Here is a 15,322-nt window from a genome sequence, read left to right on the forward strand (position 1 = left end):
ATCTGCCACATGAATGCGGGACAATGTCGAGTGGTATCTGACTTACCGACACGACGGTATCACTGCATTTATCGGGCAAAAATAAATTAAAAAAATATCAAATCAGTATGCATTTATACAATATGAACGAAGTCATTATTATGTTATTTATTCAGCAAATATTTGTTATTAATGCCACATTAACTGAAAAAAGCCTGGTAGTACATACAGCGACTACCATCAGGGTGTAGCTGAAGATGCTGTCCTTGCGAAAAATCCGGCATCACCGGGGCAATAAACCAAATCTGTTGCCCAAGTACAGGATGACGAACAAGGTAATTATCCTGTGCAAGCAATCTGTTGCCTGAACCTGAAAAAATGAGCAAAACCGGTGTCGGGAAGTTGTCAGGTAAGCCTTGACGCCGCCGCTCTTCAACTTCGATCAGTTGCAGGTCAACATCGCCAATGGTTGTTTCTATGCGAAATACATTACCGAGGAGTGAGTTGAATTGCAAATAGGACGTGTGCATAGATTTAACCAAGATAAGTATTTGACTTGCAAGGTAGTGCGAACATAGGCAGGATAACAACCATGTTATTTTAACCATCTTGGGAGTGGTTGTGTATAAATTACCTGGCAATCGGCATTTACGATATGTACAAGAGAGGGATTCAGTTTTTTTGGCGGAATTATATGCGAGCCGCCGTGGTGATTTACGCTTATTGGAAGTGGATGAGGCGTTTATCGGTAGCATGATTGCCATGCAGCAAAAAATTCAGATGCAGGGAATGGAACAAAGTTTTCCTGATGCTCAGCACTTGATTATTGCCGAGCCTGATCAATCAATTGGCCGGGTTGTTATCGATTTCGGGGTTACTGATATCCGTTTAATCGATATTGCGATCATGCCATCAAGGCAGCGCCAGGGTATTGGACGTGCCGTATTGGCGGCGTTGCAGGCGATGGCGATGCAGAAAGATCTTGGCATGAGTTTAGCCGTTGAATCCACGAATATTCCAGCGCGGAATCTATACTTTGATATGGGATTTGTCACACATAGCGTTGATGCGATATTTGAACAAATGCATTGGCGAGATGCGATGAAGGAGACCTCACAAGCATGCTTATGTTGAATGGAGATATCACATGACACTGTTGCCTAGCCGTTATCTGAAACTACCTTTTTCGTTTGATCTGGTTCGTTTACAGACTGAGTTGTCGCAGCTGGAAAAATCAGAATGGATAAAGCATTTCAATACCAGTGCATATGAAAATGACTGGTTATGTTTACCGCTCCGTTCTGTTGGTGGGAGCGTTGATCACATCGTGCCGCTGAACGACGGTCTCTTTCAAGATACGGTGCTTCTTGATGCTTGTCCTTATATACAGGAAATTCTGAATTTTTTTGCATGTGAAAAAACATCGGTACGTTTGATGTCGCTTGCTGCTGGTGCTTATATCAAGCCTCACCGGGATTCTGGCGCTTCATTGGATGACGGCATTACACGATTGCATATTCCGATTACGACAACACCAGACGTCCTTTTTACGATTGATGGCGAGGATGTGCATTTTTCTGCCGGTGATGTCTGGTATTTGAATGCGGCTTGTATGCATGAGGTTTTTAATCCTGGCTCTGAATCCCGGGTTCATCTGTTGATTGATTGCGTTACTAATGAATGGCTTGAAAAGGCGTTTGTTGATGCTGGTGGCGTTACAAGAGCAGCGCCTATCTACGGAGATCCTGCCATTCACGATGATAACGTGAGTGAAGTGATTGCATTACTTCGTGTTGCGCAGGGGGAGGCAGCTGCAAATATTGCGGATCGCCTTGAGGCTATTCGAGATAGTCAGTTAAAAGACTGTCGTTCATAGTTAATCTTTATATATATAAAAATGAATGTGCCCACAGGTTTTGCCGCAGAAGAAAGAGTGTTATTGCGAGGGGTAGAAGTTGATTATCGACACCTCCAATCCATGTATGGCTGGTTTCCAGTATTGATTTCAGAAGAAAGTGCGACTTTATGGTGGCGTCATATGGGCAGTACACGCTTTCTTGAGTCATTTTTTCAAGATAGTCTGAGCCGACAAGACGTCAATGACAGACGCGTATGTCGCACCCCATTGGCAGTGCTGCATCAATTAACTGGAGAGGTGGAAGGAATCACACCAACGGCATTCATTTTTCATGTATCGCGTTGCGGTTCGACTTTGCTCACGCAAATGCTGGCATCGCTGGAGTCCTCTGTTGTTGCATCTGAGCCTCCGGTATTGGATGCGTTCTTTCGATATTATCAGTCACATCCCGGGCTCTCTGATCCAGCGCAGCTATTCCGGGATTTGCTACATATGCTGGGGCAAAAAAGAAGCGGTGATGAAAAACATTTTTTTATTAAATTGGATAGCTGGCATTTACCCTGGGTCAATTTTGTACACGAAGTATTTCCGGATACACCTGTAATTTTTTTATATCGGCAACCAGAGGAAGTATTGCGATCGCATCAACGCCAGCGTGGGCCACAGATGATACCCGGCCTATTGGATACGTCCCGTCTTCAGCCTGATTTTTCGACCGTTGCTGTTGCCGATCTCGATGCTTATACGGCGGCAATGTTGACAGCCATGTTTGCGGAAGGTGTTAAATGTTTGGCATCGGACAAACTGTTTCTTTTGAATTATTCACAGTTACCTTCCGTGTTATGGCAAGAATTGTTGTCAGTATTTGGAATGCAGTGCACAGAAGTACAACTAAAGACGATGCAGGAACGTTCACGCTTGCATTCAAAGCACCGGCATCTTGAATTTCAGGGAGACCCTGTCTCGGATACGAAGGCGACACAGACACACTGTTTGTCGAATTTGTTGATGCAGGTGAATCAGATGTACGAGCTGTTAGAAAAAAATCGTACAGGGTGAAATGTGATTTTCATCCAATCAGTCAATTGGCAGTGTGTTTTATCTATAAAAATTGTAGAATTGATTTGCTTTTTATGAAATTAATTGTTGTTTTAAAAAGCACGCCTTCATCAACGGAATTACAGACGTATATTTCAACTGCTATTTTGACTGGAGTAATAATAATGGATGCATTTCTTGGAACGGTAATGGCTGTCGGTTTTAATTATCCCCCACGCGGCTGGGTGTTTTGTAATGGACAGACTGTGCCGATTGCTCAAAATTCTGCCATGTTTGCGTTGTTGGGAACAATGTATGGTGGTGACGGACAAGTGACATTTGGTATCCCTGACCTGCGTGGCCGCGTCGTCGTTGGCTCTCAGGCACAAGGTCCAGGTTTATCAAACGTGGTTCAAGGTGAAAAAGCAGGTGCGAATAATGCAACAGTAATTGGAAGTGGCACAGTCTCCGTTACTTTATCGCAGGCAAATCTGCCTTCTCATACCCATACCGCAACATTAAATCTGTCAGGTTTGTCTGGCCGTACAACTATTAATGTGGGTACTGGAACTAATGGAGGTATCGCCGCTGTTCCCAGTAATGGTGGCTTGACCAGCACTTCACCTGGGCAAGCATCTGCAGCAGCAGTTTTTCTGCCAGCCAATACTGCACCGACTGCTCCTGTAGCATTAGGTGGTGTGACGACAACTGTTACAGGCACAGGGACGGTGACAAATGCGAATACTGGCAATGGAACACCGGTCACTGCCCCAGTTACTACCACCGCAACAATCTCTAATATGCAGCCCTATCTTGGCTTGAATTACATCATTGCGATGGAAGGTATTTTTCCTGCGCGAAACTAAACGAGATGTGTATTTGGTAAAAAATAGCGCGATTGATTCGCGCTATTTTTTTAAGTGCAGTGTTGACTGATCAGGCCGAAATAGCGACGGTTAATGTGGCTGTGTAACCGAGCGTGGCGTTGCCGGTCATGCTGGCCATTTGCAGGCTGGTGCCGTCACTGAACACGTTATCGCTGGCGTAGCTGATTTGTGCCAGGTTACGTACGCTGGTGCTGTAACCGGTTGATTGATAGACCTCACTCAACGTTGTCATCGGGAAGGTGAATTGCGAAGTTTTCACTTTATTTGCCGCGCTGCTGGCTTTACTCAGACTTGGGTAGATTTCGAAATGTACATGCGGAATGCGGCCAGAATAGCAGCCCGGAAAGATGGTGGTAAAACTGACAGCGCCATTGCTATCGGTTTCCTGGACGCCCCGCAGATAGTTCTCGCCGGTGACGCCGGAGGAGTACATGGAATAATTACCGTCACGATCACAATGCCATAGGTAAATCGCATATCCCGTGAGAGATGCACAACTGGCGTTGGTATTGACCAGTTGCAGTTTGATTGTCAGCGGGACTCCTTGTGCCACGCCACTGGCGCCTGCAATGCTGGAACGTATATCACTACGTATGATGCCGGAGAGCAGGAGTGCATTGGCAATGCTGCCGCTACTCGTATTGCTGCCGTCACCAGGATAGGGGCCTGCGGTTTCCTCCGGGATCACGGAACAGGAGGCGCTGCTGGTATTGCCTGTGCTGCTTGTTCCGGTAGTGGTACCTGACGTTGATCCGGAGGTAGTTCCTGTCGTTGCACCGACATTGATTGTGGTACCAGATGTTCCAGTCGTCGTGCTGCCGCCGCAAGCCGCCAGAGAAATCGCGCTTGCCCCGCCCGCTGTGAGCCAGCGTAACATGGTCCTGCGGTTTGTTGCCGTATCGAGTAAGGTATTCAGATCATGCTCAAGAGTGTGATGATGCTTGCTCATAGTGTCAAAAGAAAGAGTCAGGGAGATGGCTTATTTTGAATCCGGTAGTTGTAAAGCGCGGTAAAGAAAAGGTAAATCTCCGTAAGGATGTATCCAGCGTCAGTGGCGTGAGTGCCGCACGGTAGTCGATGTGCTGATCTGTAAAACCGGGTAAATATCCGGATGCGCTCATGGAGTTTTGTTATGATCGTTCACATTTCCGCCGATAGCGATGGCGGTATCGGTATCGCTGGCGAGCGGATAGAAATAGCAGAACCAGCAGAACCAGCAACATAGACGTAGCAGACATAGCAGACAAACATGACCCATGTATTAATTGCAGACGACGATATTGAGCTGGTAGAGATGCTCAAAGAGTACCTTGAGCGCGAAGATTTTCAGATTACGGCAGTTCATCATGGTGAGCAGGCGGTAATCGAAGCGTTGTCGGGACGCCATGAAATTGTTGTGCTGGATGTGATGATGCCACGGATGAATGGTTTGGATGCGTTGCGTCGTATCCGTGTTGAAAGCCGGATTCCGGTCTTGATGCTGACAGCGCGTGGGGACGATGTTGACCGGATTATTGGGTTGGAACTCGGTGCCGACGATTATGTTCCTAAGCCTTGCACTCCCCGCGAGCTATTGGCACGACTACGCGCTATCCTGCGTCGCACCCAGACCGGTCGTCATGGACTGCCGGATGCGCAAGTGATGCAGATCGGTGCTTTACGTCTCTGGCCAAGTCAGCGGCGGGCAGAGTGGAATGAGCAACTGCTTGAGCTGACCAGCACCGAATTCAGCTTGCTGGAAGTACTGGCCAAAAATGCGGGCCGTACCGTCAGTAAGCATGAATTATCAGAGCAGGGACTGGGACGTCCTTTGGCACGTTTTGATCGTAATATTGATGTCCATCTGAGTAGCATACGACAGAAAATCAATGCCCATGCCGAAGGTCGTACGGTGATACAAACCGTTTACCGGCAAGGCTACATGCTGACGAGGGAATAAGCGTGGGGCGTCTGTTCTGGAAATTCTTTTTTTTCATCTGGCTGGCACAGCTGACGGCGATATTCGGTATCAGCGGCACACTCTGGCTCAAGCACCGTAATGAATTAGTCGCTGAGGCTGCATTGGGTGACGCTGAGAAATTGGCATCCGATACTGTGCGTGAACATCGTCGACCACCGCATTCGCATGAGGAGGGGGCAGGCTTGTTCCCGGAAGGTCATGCGCAGCATGAACCACATGAACCACATGAACCACACGATTTACACGGTACAAATCCACCTCATCGCCATGATAAAGGCCCGGATGGTCATGATCTGCACGCATTTTTACCACTGATCGCCGGATTCTTTGCCAGCTTGGTATTTGCCGCATTGATGGCGTGGTACATGGCGCATCCGATCAGGCGCTTGCGCGATGTGTTTCATCAGATCGCCTCGGGAGATTTGCAGGCAAGAGTTGGGCAAACCATGGGAAAACGGCGCGATGAACTAAGTGATCTGGGGCAGGATTTTGATCGTATGGCGGAACAGCTGACTGGCTCCATCCACAGCCAGCGGCGCTTGTTGCACGATGTATCGCATGAGCTACGTTCCCCGCTGGCCCGGCTACAGGCCGCGATAGGATTGGCACGTCAACAACCTGAGCGTGCAGAAACTTATATGCAAAGAATGGAGCTGGAAGCTAACCGCATGGACAAGCTGGTAGGCGAGCTGCTGACGCTGTCACGTCTGGAGGCTGGCGCTGGAATCGGTATGGACATTATCCACGTCGATGAGTTGCTGGGTGAGTTGGTGGACAATATCAGCTTTGAAGCAGGGACATCGGGTAAGCGCTTCGAGGCGCAGTGTGATCTACAGGCATTGTCAGATGTGACCATACAGGGGCGTTATGAATTATTGTATCGTGCCTGCGAAAATGTATTGCGCAATGCCATTCGTTATACCTTGCCAGACACTCGCGTTACGCTGACAGCGGAAAAACGCGATACGCGGCTGATGGTGACGGTCATGGATGAGGGACCGGGTGTGCCGGAGCAGGAGTTGGGAATGATCTTCGACGCATTTTATCGTGGTCATCAGAACCAGCAGCATAGCCAGAACAGTGAGGGTTATGGCTTGGGACTGGCGATTGCGCAACGAGTGATCCTTGCGCACGGTGGTAGTATCAGCGCCTCCAATCGACATGCAGGAGGTTTGTGTGTCTACATCGTATTACCGGTCGCAACTGGCTTGTGTTGAATGCGCTTGAATGTTCTTGAATGCGTTTGAGGGTGTTTCAGGGTGTTTGAATATGTGGAATGACGCTTACTACGTTTATTGAACGGTTCTTCCTGGTGGTGGCCACAGTGTCCGTTCATGCCCTCTGACGCTTGACTGCACGGCTGGTGCGCTGAGGTGACTGGTCAGTATGGTAATCGTGCACCGGAAACTCGTTCTATTCCTGCCAAATCACGCCAGCTTTGCACTTCCAGAAAATCTGCCTGTATCAGTAGTTGACGCACGGCAGCTGCCTGATCATAGCCATGTTCCATCAGTAGATAGCCACCCGGCATCAGATGCTGTCTGGCATTGGCAATCAGATGGCGGTAGGCAGTGAGTCCATCTGCGTGATCTGTCAGGGCATTGATGGGTTCAAAGCGCAGATCACCCTGACTCAGGTGTGGATCGTTGCTCACGATGTACGGTGGGTTACTGACGATGGTGTGGAAGAGCGTGTCGTCCAGTGCGGAATACCAGTTACTTTGTAAGAAACGGATACGACGTTCTGTTTGATGCTGCTGAGCGTTGCCTTCAGCGATTTGTAAGGCGTTGATGCTGATGTCCACCGCTGTGATGCGCAAGTTTGGCCGGCTATGTGCAAGCGCAATGGCAATGGCACCGGAACCCGTTCCCATATCTAGCAGAGTGCTGTTTTCGGGAGCATATTGCAAGGCCAGTTCTACCAATAGTTCGGTATCAGCACGCGGAATCAGTACATCTGGCGTGGTATGAAAAGACAGGCCGAAAAATTCACGTTCCCCCGTCAGATAAGCAACAGGCTCGCCGTTTAGCCGTCGTTGTATCAGTGTTTGTACTGCATGTACTTGCTCAGAACTCAGCAGGGTATCGGAGCGGGTAATTAATTGGATACGGGTGTAGCCCGTGACGTGCATCAGTAAGATACGTGTTTCCAGTTTGTCCAGACTTGACTGTTGCAGGCATTCTGCGATGGACAGGTTACTTTGCTGCGCGTCATCAGGCGTTGTCTGCATTATCTGTGTTTCCCGAAAATACCTTGTCTTTGACGCTGCAATAGCAATGTGAACAGCGTGATAGCAATCACTACAAACCAGATCATGGCCCACGCGGGAATCGACAATCCCAGAATCGGTGGATAAGGTGTGTCACAGAATCCATCGGCTTTCAGCAACACTGGCAACCATTGCGCCAGAAAGACTTTATTCACGGTTGTTTCCAGTGGATCAATACCGCAAGACATGGCTGGATTGGCCAGCACGTAGAGATGATAAGAAGCGACGCCGATGCCCGCTAGTGCAGATGCCAGCCCCAGCGCGATACTGATGCGGCGGGTGGTGCCTGAGTTACCTGCCGATATCAGGCAACTCAGCGCGATGCCAATAAATGCATAACGCTGCATGACACAGAGGGGGCAAGGGAGCATATGTTCGATCTGTTGCAAATACAGGGCAACGCCTAGTAATGCGATGCACAAAAAAGCGATGCCAAACAAAATGGGTTTAGCGGGTGTAGATGATTGCATTGAATCTATCCGGGAAAAGTGAACGGGAGCCAACGGCGTGTCGGCTGACTTGCATCCGATTGGCAATAGATGGCTGCTGGTTAAAGGACCAATATTATCTGTAGCAGAACACGAAGTGCTTATCTGAGTGCTTATTTATGCATATTAGAGCAGTTAATCGTCACCAAGTTCCGCCAGTAATTCTGCCTGATGTTCTGCGACCAGGGCATTGGTCAGTTCAGTCAGATCACCATCCATAATAAAGTCGAGTTTATACAGTGTTAAATTGATACGGTGATCTGTCATGCGGCCTTGCGGGTAGTTATAAGTACGAATACGCTCGCTACGGTCACCGGAACCGATCAGGCTTTTCCGGGTAGCCGCTTCTTTGGCCTGTTTCTCGCGCAACTGCCCGTCCATAATGCGGGTCGCCAGTACGCGCATGGCTTGCGCCTTATTCTGATGCTGACTACGCCCGTCCTGACATTCGACCACGATCCCTGTGGGAATATGGGTCAGACGTACAGCGGAATCGGTTTTATTAATGTGCTGCCCACCGGCACCGCTGGCGCGGAAGGTATCAATACGTAAATCGGCGTTGTTGATGACGACATCAGCAAGCTCGTCGGCTTCTGGCATCACGGCGACGGTGCAGGCAGAGGTGTGGATGCGGCCCTGAGTTTCAGTTGCCGGGACGCGTTGTACGCGATGACCGCCGGATTCAAATTTAAGTTTCGAATAAGCACCCAAACCGGCGATACGCACGATCACCTCTTTGTATCCGCCCAGTTCGGAGGCGGACTCGGACATCATTTCTACTTGCCAGCGGTTACGCTCGGCAAAGCGCGTGTACATCCGTAACAGATCGCCAGCAAATAATGCGGCTTCATCACCTCCTGTACCGGCACGGATTTCGAGCAGGATATTGCGTTCATCGTTAGGGTCTTTTGGCAGCAGCATTTTTTGCAGATCACTGGCCAGCATGAGAATTTTGTCTTTGCCAGCTTCGATTTCATCCTGTGCAAATGCCTTCATCTCGGGATCACTGAGCATCTCTTGTGCTTCAGCGATATCAGATTGCGTCTGCTGATAATTCTGATATAACTCGACCAGTGGCTCCAGCTCCGCATGTTCACGATTGAGCTTGCGGTAGTTATCCATGTCGTTAGTCGCATTTTCCTGCATCAACAGGTGCTTGACTTCATCTAAACGTTCAGCCAGTTGATCCAGCTTGGAAAGCATTGAGGGTTTCATACGATATCAGTGTCAGAGACAGAAATGAGGAGGCTGCAATAGTTGTAGCCTGAACAGGGAAAACAGTCCGGAAAGACTGATGCCTGAGCTAACGTTTGGCGCGGAAGAGTTGTGGCAGCAGAACGGCGAGACGGGCGCGTTCGTCGCCGCTGGCCTGATGCAACGCCTGTTGCGGGCCGTGCAGAAATTTGGCAGTAATACCCTTGGACAGGGCTTCCAGTACAGCATCAATATGATCGCCGCGTGCCAGCATCTTCCGGGCACGTTCCAGTTCCATCAGTCGTAGCTGTTCACTGCTTTCATGTAAATCCTGGATAACAGGGACTACAGCACGTCCGTCAATCCAGTGCATAAAAGACTGAACCCGGGTTTCGATAATGACTTCGGCTTGAGCAACAGCTGCCTGCCGGTTTTCTATGCCAGTCTGCACGACAGTACCCAGATCATCGACGGTATACAGAAAAACATCGTCGAGTTGCCCGACTTCTGGTTCGATATCGCGTGGTACTGCCAGATCGACCATAAAAATAGGGCGATGTTTTCTGGTTTTGACCGCACGCTCTACCAGTCCTAAACCTATGATTGGTAATGAAGATGCGGTACAGGAGACAATGATGTCAAATTGCGCCAGTTGTTGTGGCAGATCGGCAAGGCGGATCGCTTTACCATTGAAGCGGTGGGCAAGTGCTTCACCACGTTCCAGTGTGCGGTTGGCAATGGTCAGTGATTTTGGATTTTGTGCGGCAAAGTGGGTTGCGCACAGTTCTATCATTTCGCCAGCACCGATAAACAGAACATGCTGGTCTGCAATTTTGTCGAAAATACGTTGTGACAAACGTACGGCTGCTGCAGCCATAGAGACGCTGTGCGCACCGATTTCAGTCGTGCTGCGGACTTCTTTGGCTACGGCAAAGGTACGCTGAAACATCTGATGCAGATAGGTTCCTAGTCCGCCAGCGGCATCCGCCTGGCGAACTGCATCTTTCATCTGCCCCAGAATCTGGGGTTCTCCCAGCACCATAGAGTCCAGACCGGATGCCACACGAAATGCGTGTCTCACGGCATTGTCTTGCGGCAGTGTATACAAGTGAGGACGAAGTTCACTGTAGGGCAATTGATGAAAATTCGCCAGAAAATGTCCGGTTGCATCGACTGGATTGTCAGCCGAGCAGGCTGCATACAGTTCGGTGCGATTGCATGTAGATAAAATAGCGGCTTCGTTTCCTGGGCTATTTTGTTGGTTGCTATTCTGGCTATTTTCACGTCCAAACCAGGCGCGCGCAGCAACCACCGCCTGACCGATCTGATCAGGAGCAAAGGCGACTTTTTCGCGTAAGGACAGCGGAGCAGTCGTATGGTTGAGGCCAACGGCGGACAGTTGCATGCAAGTGAAGGGCGATAAAACAAGTCGTCATTATAACGCGTTGCTGTTGTTTTTTTCGTGCAGCACCTGCTTGATGCACATCAAATCAGATTTGCTGGCATTTTAATGTTAAAAGTACTACCTTCGTTTGGCGCGCTGCTGAAATCGATTTTTGCAAAATGTCGGTCCAGAACAGCCTTTACAAACACCATGCCCAGCCCTACACCATCGCTGCTGGCCTGTTCGCCGCTTTTGAAGCGTTGAAAACGCTGGAACAGCTTCGATTGGTCGGCTCGTGGTATGCCGTAGCCCTGATCGCTGATGGAGCACAGAATATCTGCTCCGGCGAGTTGCGGATCCAGACGGAGTGTGCAGGTAATGGTCGTGTCTCTGGGGCTATATTTGATGGCATTCGAAATCAGATTCGTCAGCACTCTGGTGATCAGCCCACGATCAACTCTGGCCGGATACTCAACATCCTGAATATCGGTTTTGATGCGGATATTCTTGCCTTTTGCCAGTGACCACATTTCTTCTGTGGCATCAATCAGAATATCCTGAAAATCCACCTCTTCAAAACGATAATCCTGTGACTCTGCTTTTGCCAGCTGGACAAAATTGTCCGCCAGTCCCAGTGTCGTACGGGATGCTTTCTCTATCCGTGACAAAAATTCTGACTGCGGTAACGCTGTGAGCGGATCTTGTTGCATCTCCAGTAAAGCGAGTATTGACGCTTGTGGCGCACGCATGTCATGTGAAATGAAATGCAGTGTTTCATCTCTGCTGCGCTCCGCTGCGCGAATGCTGGTGATGTCGATGATGCTGACAATCCAGCCCACCAATTGTTGAGATGCATTATGGCAAGGCGCGCTCTTGATCAGTAAATCCTGTTGCAGGCTGTCCCTGACTTCTATGCCTTGTATCATACTGTTTGTGTGGTTGAGGTCTAGCAGGTTCCACCAGCTGAAACTATTATCTTGCCCCTGAATCTGGGTTTGCGGTGGTGACATAGTCGAAAATAAATATGGCACCAGTGCATCGTTGACTTGCGGCACACCGATCTTTGCAAAATAGTCGCGTGCAGCCTTATTGGATAGCAGCACATTGCCGTCCGTTGTGGTGACCAGTGTGGCATCAGGCAGGCTGGCGAGACTATCGCTGACAAACTGTCGCAGATCGCGCACACGGTTTGCAGCTTCACGCATGGCATTAATGCTTTGTTCCAGCGTGTCTGTCAGATCAATTTTAATCGCATCACTCTCGTCCGCCACGAGTTCTGGCAATAAATGCGGCTCTTCTTCCAGTCGTTTGAATTCTTCGCCCAGATAAGTAATAGCAGCTTCCAGGCGGCGCCAGCTCCATAGCGGGTAGGCAATTATCAATGCGATGAGCGCGGCGGATGGTGGCAGCCATACGCCGGCAGAATGCAGAGCGAAAAAGCTGATCACGAAAGTCATGCTGATCAAAGCCAGTGTGGCAAACAGCGCTTTGCGCGGCGATAGCATCTGATACGCCATCAGAGCCAGCAATACGGGCAACAGGTTATAGAGCGCGACTTCAAATGGAGTGCTCAGGGTAATACTGCGCTCATCCAACAGACTTGCCAGAATATTGGCATTGATTTCAACACCGGAAATAATGCCTTCATTGCCGGACACAGGTGTTGGAAAAGAGTCTGCCATACCGATGGCAGTTGGCCCGATCAGCACATATTTATTGTCGAAAAAATTAGGTGGAACTTCTCCCCGCAATACCGCAGCATAGGGAACTGACTGAAAATGACCGCTGCTGCCATAAAACGGGATATGCATCTGATAATCACGTTGCCACAAAGAGGAGTCATTCTGATCTTTACGCAAGGATGCCGGTAATCGTGCCCCGGGGAGATTTTTCTCCGTACCGGGAGCGATTTTTTTCGCTACATCTTTTAGCGCGAGTGAAAAATGCGGCCACCATTCACCATGTATTCCTTCACGCAAAAATGTACTGCGTGCGATCCCGTCTTTATCCAGTTCCAGATGGATGTGCCCTAATTGTCTGGCAGCATTGGCAAACAGGGGGAGTGGTTTTGCCGCCACCAAGCCTTGGCCAGAGTTTTTTGATACCAGAGGAAGAACTACTTTATTACTCAGAGTGATGGCTTCAGCCAGTCGCTGATCGCCATCGGATAGCGCGCTATTGCCATTATTTTGTTCCGGCTCTGAGAATAAAATATCAATCCCAATGGCCAATGGATTGGCTGCATTGATTTGCTTGAGCACTTCTGCATGAAGTGCTCTTGGCCACGGCCATTTTCCTAGCTCGTTGATACTGTAATCATCAATCGCAACGATGATGATGTCGTCACGTGCATCACGCGTACTGAGCTGCATCAGTCTGTCATAAAAGACCTGATCAACTCTGTCAGCCAGCCGCCAGCCAGCCAGACCAACGGTCAGGGCCAGCATCAAAGTGCTTAGTATCAGCCACTCGCGTAAAGCGATACGTTGCGCACGTGGACGTTGCTCATTCATCGCGGGTGCGTTCAGAAGTTAGTGCCGACCATGCCAGTACCGGAGCCGATGGCATTGCCATAGCTATCAGTCCAGCGTGGTAGCAGCGTGATTTTCTGCGTTGCAGAAAAGGGACTGACATAGCCATCAGGATCCGTGGATTTGACACGGATAAAGTACTGACCCGCAGGCGGACGTGGAATAGACAATTCAGGCTGACTTAATTCCTGATTCAGGTAGAGTTGCTTGAACGTCGCATCCTGACTGATCTGCACCTGGAAGGTTTGTCCCGGTTCTGATGACCAGCTAAATGACATCTGACTGCTGCCGGTATCGCTGATGGCGCTCATTGTCTGCGCTGGCAACAAGGCGAATGCCTGTACATCACTGTATGGGCCTTGGTCTTGCTGTTCATTTTTTTGGATAACAGTGGCGACCCGCCAGAAATAATTACCTGGTTTCAGTTGGTCATTAGTGACGCTGACTTCGCTGATATCTGTTTTATCCATCACGACATGGCCGAAATCGGCATCTGTCGCGACCTGCAAGTGATATGCCTTAGCGTTGATGGCTTCTGCCCAGGAAAATTCCACTTTTTCTGTGCGTGCTTTCTTTTTTGGTCCCACAGTAAATGGGGGTTCAGGACGTGCTTTCAGATGGAAGCCGCGAACCAGAGGGATACCTTCAATGCCTGAAGCATCGATAGCCGTGATACGTACGAAATATGCTCCATCGTCTAGACCATCGAAGCGGAAGCGGTTTTCCTTAAAGCGATTTTCTGTCAGTACATCCTGTATCTCTGCATCCCTGGCGATTTGTACCCGGAAAGCATTGGCGTCCGCATGACGATTCACGGTGAACTGTACTGTGGGGCGATTCTGTTGCGCATATCCTTCGTTGAGTTCTGGTGGTGGCAGCAGATCGACTGCCTGACCAACGCCATCTTCACGGATCAGATTGCCTTTGCCCGGAGTCAGCAGCAGCGTATTCGTTTTCTTTGCCGTATTTTTGGCTACTGCCACACCACCTGTCAGGACTTCATTGACAATGCCATTGTCATTGACACCAACACGGAAATGCGTTCCACGCACACCGGCGATGGCCAGGGGGGAACGTACTTCAAAGCGCCCCTTGTTGCTTTCGAGGGAGCTGACACGAGACTCGATTTTTCCTTGAAGCAAACCAATTTCCGTTCTTGGGCTACTGGTGTATTTAGTCTTGCGTAATTTATCCAGGCTGACCTGACTGTTAGAGGGAATCGAAATACGTGAATCGTCTGGTAGTGCCAGTGTCAGAAAGCCATTTTTGCCCGTGGTGATCTGAGCGCCTTCTTTGAGTACCGCGCCGAGATTCAGAGGTGCTTCACTGCCGTTCAGTGGTTTGATCGTCGAGCTACCTGCCATCGCGATGACTCTGGCTTCGCTATCTTCTTCCGGAAGCAATTCCAGTGGGACAAGAATGGCGGTACCGATAGGGATTGCTCTATCGTCGCCGATTTTGTTGCGTTTGCTAAGGATCGTCCAGTTTTGCGTTTTGTTGGTGAAGCGCTTGGAGATGGCTGACAACGTATCGCCTTGCAAAGCGAAGTAAGTCATATCCGGCGGAGTATTCATAACGCTGCCGGGTTCGCCGGTGGTTTTAGCTGCGAAGGCTTCCGACGTAAATGCGAAACTGCTTGCAAAAGCAACAGTGATACAACATTGCCGCAAGAGAGTGGCGGATGGTCGTCTCATGCGTGACTCCTGTGATTGGTGTGGAACTAAGAGGGAAACT

Annotated in this window: 14 protein-coding genes; 6 read left to right on the forward strand and 8 right to left on the reverse strand. The window is 49.5% G+C overall.

All coding sequences use genetic code 11. The annotated features are described in order from the left end of the window. Positions 1–179 precede the first annotated feature (179 nt). The gene (locus ACO0LB_RS19500) at positions 180–509 is read right to left on the reverse strand and encodes a DUF6916 family protein (RefSeq protein WP_423052172.1); all 330 of its coding nucleotides are present in this window, start codon (positions 507–509) and stop codon (positions 180–182) included. A gap of 151 nt (positions 510–660) precedes the next feature. Here ACO0LB_RS19500 and ACO0LB_RS19505 point away from each other — a divergent pair, with 151 nt between their 5' ends. The 4 genes from ACO0LB_RS19505 (at position 661) to ACO0LB_RS19520 (ending at position 3,741) form a co-directional block, all read left to right on the forward strand. After that, a complete protein-coding gene (locus ACO0LB_RS19505; protein ID WP_423052174.1) occupies positions 661–1,113 on the forward strand; it encodes a GNAT family N-acetyltransferase in 453 nt (150 codons plus the stop codon). A gap of 13 nt (positions 1,114–1,126) precedes the next feature. After that, the gene (locus ACO0LB_RS19510) at positions 1,127–1,855 is read left to right on the forward strand and encodes an aspartyl/asparaginyl beta-hydroxylase domain-containing protein (RefSeq protein WP_423052176.1); all 729 of its coding nucleotides are present in this window, start codon (positions 1,127–1,129) and stop codon (positions 1,853–1,855) included. 21 nt (positions 1,856–1,876) lie between these two features. Continuing rightward, positions 1,877–2,896 (forward strand): sulfotransferase, encoded by a 1,020-nt coding sequence (locus tag ACO0LB_RS19515; protein WP_423052178.1) that lies wholly within the window; start codon positions 1,877–1,879, stop codon positions 2,894–2,896. A 164-nt stretch (positions 2,897–3,060) separates the two neighbouring features. Beyond that, positions 3,061–3,741 carry a phage tail protein gene (locus tag ACO0LB_RS19520; protein WP_423052180.1) on the forward strand — a complete coding sequence of 227 codons (681 nt, stop codon included), beginning with the start codon at positions 3,061–3,063 and terminating at the stop codon, positions 3,739–3,741. Between the two features lie 70 nt (positions 3,742–3,811). Here the strand turns inward: ACO0LB_RS19520 and ACO0LB_RS19525 are convergent, their stop codons facing one another. After that, complete coding sequence (locus ACO0LB_RS19525) at positions 3,812–4,711, reverse strand: intradiol ring-cleavage dioxygenase (protein ID WP_423052182.1); 900 nt, start codon at positions 4,709–4,711, stop codon at positions 3,812–3,814. 300 nt (positions 4,712–5,011) lie between these two features. Between ACO0LB_RS19525 and ACO0LB_RS19530 the strand changes: the two genes are divergently transcribed. Together ACO0LB_RS19530 and ACO0LB_RS19535 are read left to right on the forward strand one after the other, a co-directional pair. After that, positions 5,012–5,701: a response regulator gene (locus ACO0LB_RS19530; RefSeq protein WP_423052184.1), complete on the forward strand. Its 690-nt coding sequence runs from the start codon at positions 5,012–5,014 to the stop codon at positions 5,699–5,701. Between the two features lie 2 nt (positions 5,702–5,703). Next, complete coding sequence (locus ACO0LB_RS19535; RefSeq protein WP_423052186.1) at positions 5,704–6,939, forward strand: HAMP domain-containing sensor histidine kinase; 1,236 nt, start codon at positions 5,704–5,706, stop codon at positions 6,937–6,939. A 164-nt stretch (positions 6,940–7,103) separates the two neighbouring features. On the opposite strand, the gene prmC is transcribed toward ACO0LB_RS19535, so the two are convergent. The 6 genes from prmC to ACO0LB_RS19565 all read right to left on the reverse strand — a co-directional run bounded on the left by prmC (position 7,104) and on the right by ACO0LB_RS19565 (position 15,282). Beyond that, positions 7,104–7,952, reverse strand: a complete 849-nt coding sequence (gene prmC / locus ACO0LB_RS19540) for a peptide chain release factor N(5)-glutamine methyltransferase (protein ID WP_423052188.1) — start codon at positions 7,950–7,952, stop codon at positions 7,104–7,106. Next, positions 7,952–8,461, reverse strand: a complete 510-nt coding sequence (locus ACO0LB_RS19545; RefSeq protein ID WP_423052190.1) for a disulfide bond formation protein B — start codon at positions 8,459–8,461, stop codon at positions 7,952–7,954. Before ACO0LB_RS19545 ends, prmC begins: the two co-directional genes overlap by 1 nt. A 153-nt stretch (positions 8,462–8,614) precedes the next feature. After that, positions 8,615–9,694: a peptide chain release factor 1 gene (prfA, locus tag ACO0LB_RS19550; RefSeq protein WP_423052192.1), complete on the reverse strand. Its 1,080-nt coding sequence runs from the start codon at positions 9,692–9,694 to the stop codon at positions 8,615–8,617. Positions 9,695–9,782: 88 nt separating this feature from the next. After that, a complete protein-coding gene (gene hemA / locus ACO0LB_RS19555) occupies positions 9,783–11,078 on the reverse strand; it encodes a glutamyl-tRNA reductase (RefSeq protein ID WP_423052194.1) in 1,296 nt (431 codons plus the stop codon). Positions 11,079–11,158: 80 nt separating this feature from the next. Further along, a complete protein-coding gene (locus tag ACO0LB_RS19560; RefSeq protein ID WP_423052196.1) occupies positions 11,159–13,570 on the reverse strand; it encodes a CHASE2 domain-containing protein in 2,412 nt (803 codons plus the stop codon). Positions 13,571–13,581: 11 nt separating this feature from the next. Next, positions 13,582–15,282, reverse strand: a complete 1,701-nt coding sequence (locus tag ACO0LB_RS19565) for a FecR domain-containing protein (protein ID WP_423052198.1) — start codon at positions 15,280–15,282, stop codon at positions 13,582–13,584. Positions 15,283–15,322: the final 40 nt, after the last annotated feature.

Origin of the sequence: Undibacterium sp. SXout7W (genome assembly GCF_049339385.1) — a bacterium.
In the GTDB taxonomy this organism is placed as follows: domain Bacteria; phylum Pseudomonadota; class Gammaproteobacteria; order Burkholderiales; family Burkholderiaceae_D; genus Undibacterium.

Excerpts from the sequence above, each read along its gene's own strand:
- ACO0LB_RS19500 (WP_423052172.1), bottom strand. The coding sequence starts at position 509 with ATGCACACGTCCTATTTGCAATTCAACTCACTCCTCGGTAATGTATTT.
- ACO0LB_RS19510 (WP_423052176.1), top strand. The coding sequence starts at position 1,127 with ATGACACTGTTGCCTAGCCGTTATCTGAAACTACCTTTTTCGTTTGAT.
- ACO0LB_RS19515 (WP_423052178.1), top strand. The coding sequence starts at position 1,877 with ATGAATGTGCCCACAGGTTTTGCCGCAGAAGAAAGAGTGTTATTGCGA.
- ACO0LB_RS19520 (WP_423052180.1), top strand. The coding sequence starts at position 3,061 with ATGGATGCATTTCTTGGAACGGTAATGGCTGTCGGTTTTAATTATCCC.
- ACO0LB_RS19525 (WP_423052182.1), bottom strand. The coding sequence starts at position 4,711 with ATGAGCAAGCATCATCACACTCTTGAGCATGATCTGAATACCTTACTC.
- ACO0LB_RS19530 (WP_423052184.1), top strand. The coding sequence starts at position 5,012 with ATGACCCATGTATTAATTGCAGACGACGATATTGAGCTGGTAGAGATG.
- prmC (WP_423052188.1), bottom strand. The coding sequence starts at position 7,952 with ATGCAGACAACGCCTGATGACGCGCAGCAAAGTAACCTGTCCATCGCA.
- ACO0LB_RS19545 (WP_423052190.1), bottom strand. The coding sequence starts at position 8,461 with ATGCAATCATCTACACCCGCTAAACCCATTTTGTTTGGCATCGCTTTT.
- prfA (WP_423052192.1), bottom strand. The coding sequence starts at position 9,694 with ATGAAACCCTCAATGCTTTCCAAGCTGGATCAACTGGCTGAACGTTTA.
- hemA (WP_423052194.1), bottom strand. The coding sequence starts at position 11,078 with ATGCAACTGTCCGCCGTTGGCCTCAACCATACGACTGCTCCGCTGTCC.
- ACO0LB_RS19560 (WP_423052196.1), bottom strand. The coding sequence starts at position 13,570 with ATGAATGAGCAACGTCCACGTGCGCAACGTATCGCTTTACGCGAGTGG.
- ACO0LB_RS19565 (WP_423052198.1), bottom strand. The coding sequence starts at position 15,282 with ATGAGACGACCATCCGCCACTCTCTTGCGGCAATGTTGTATCACTGTT.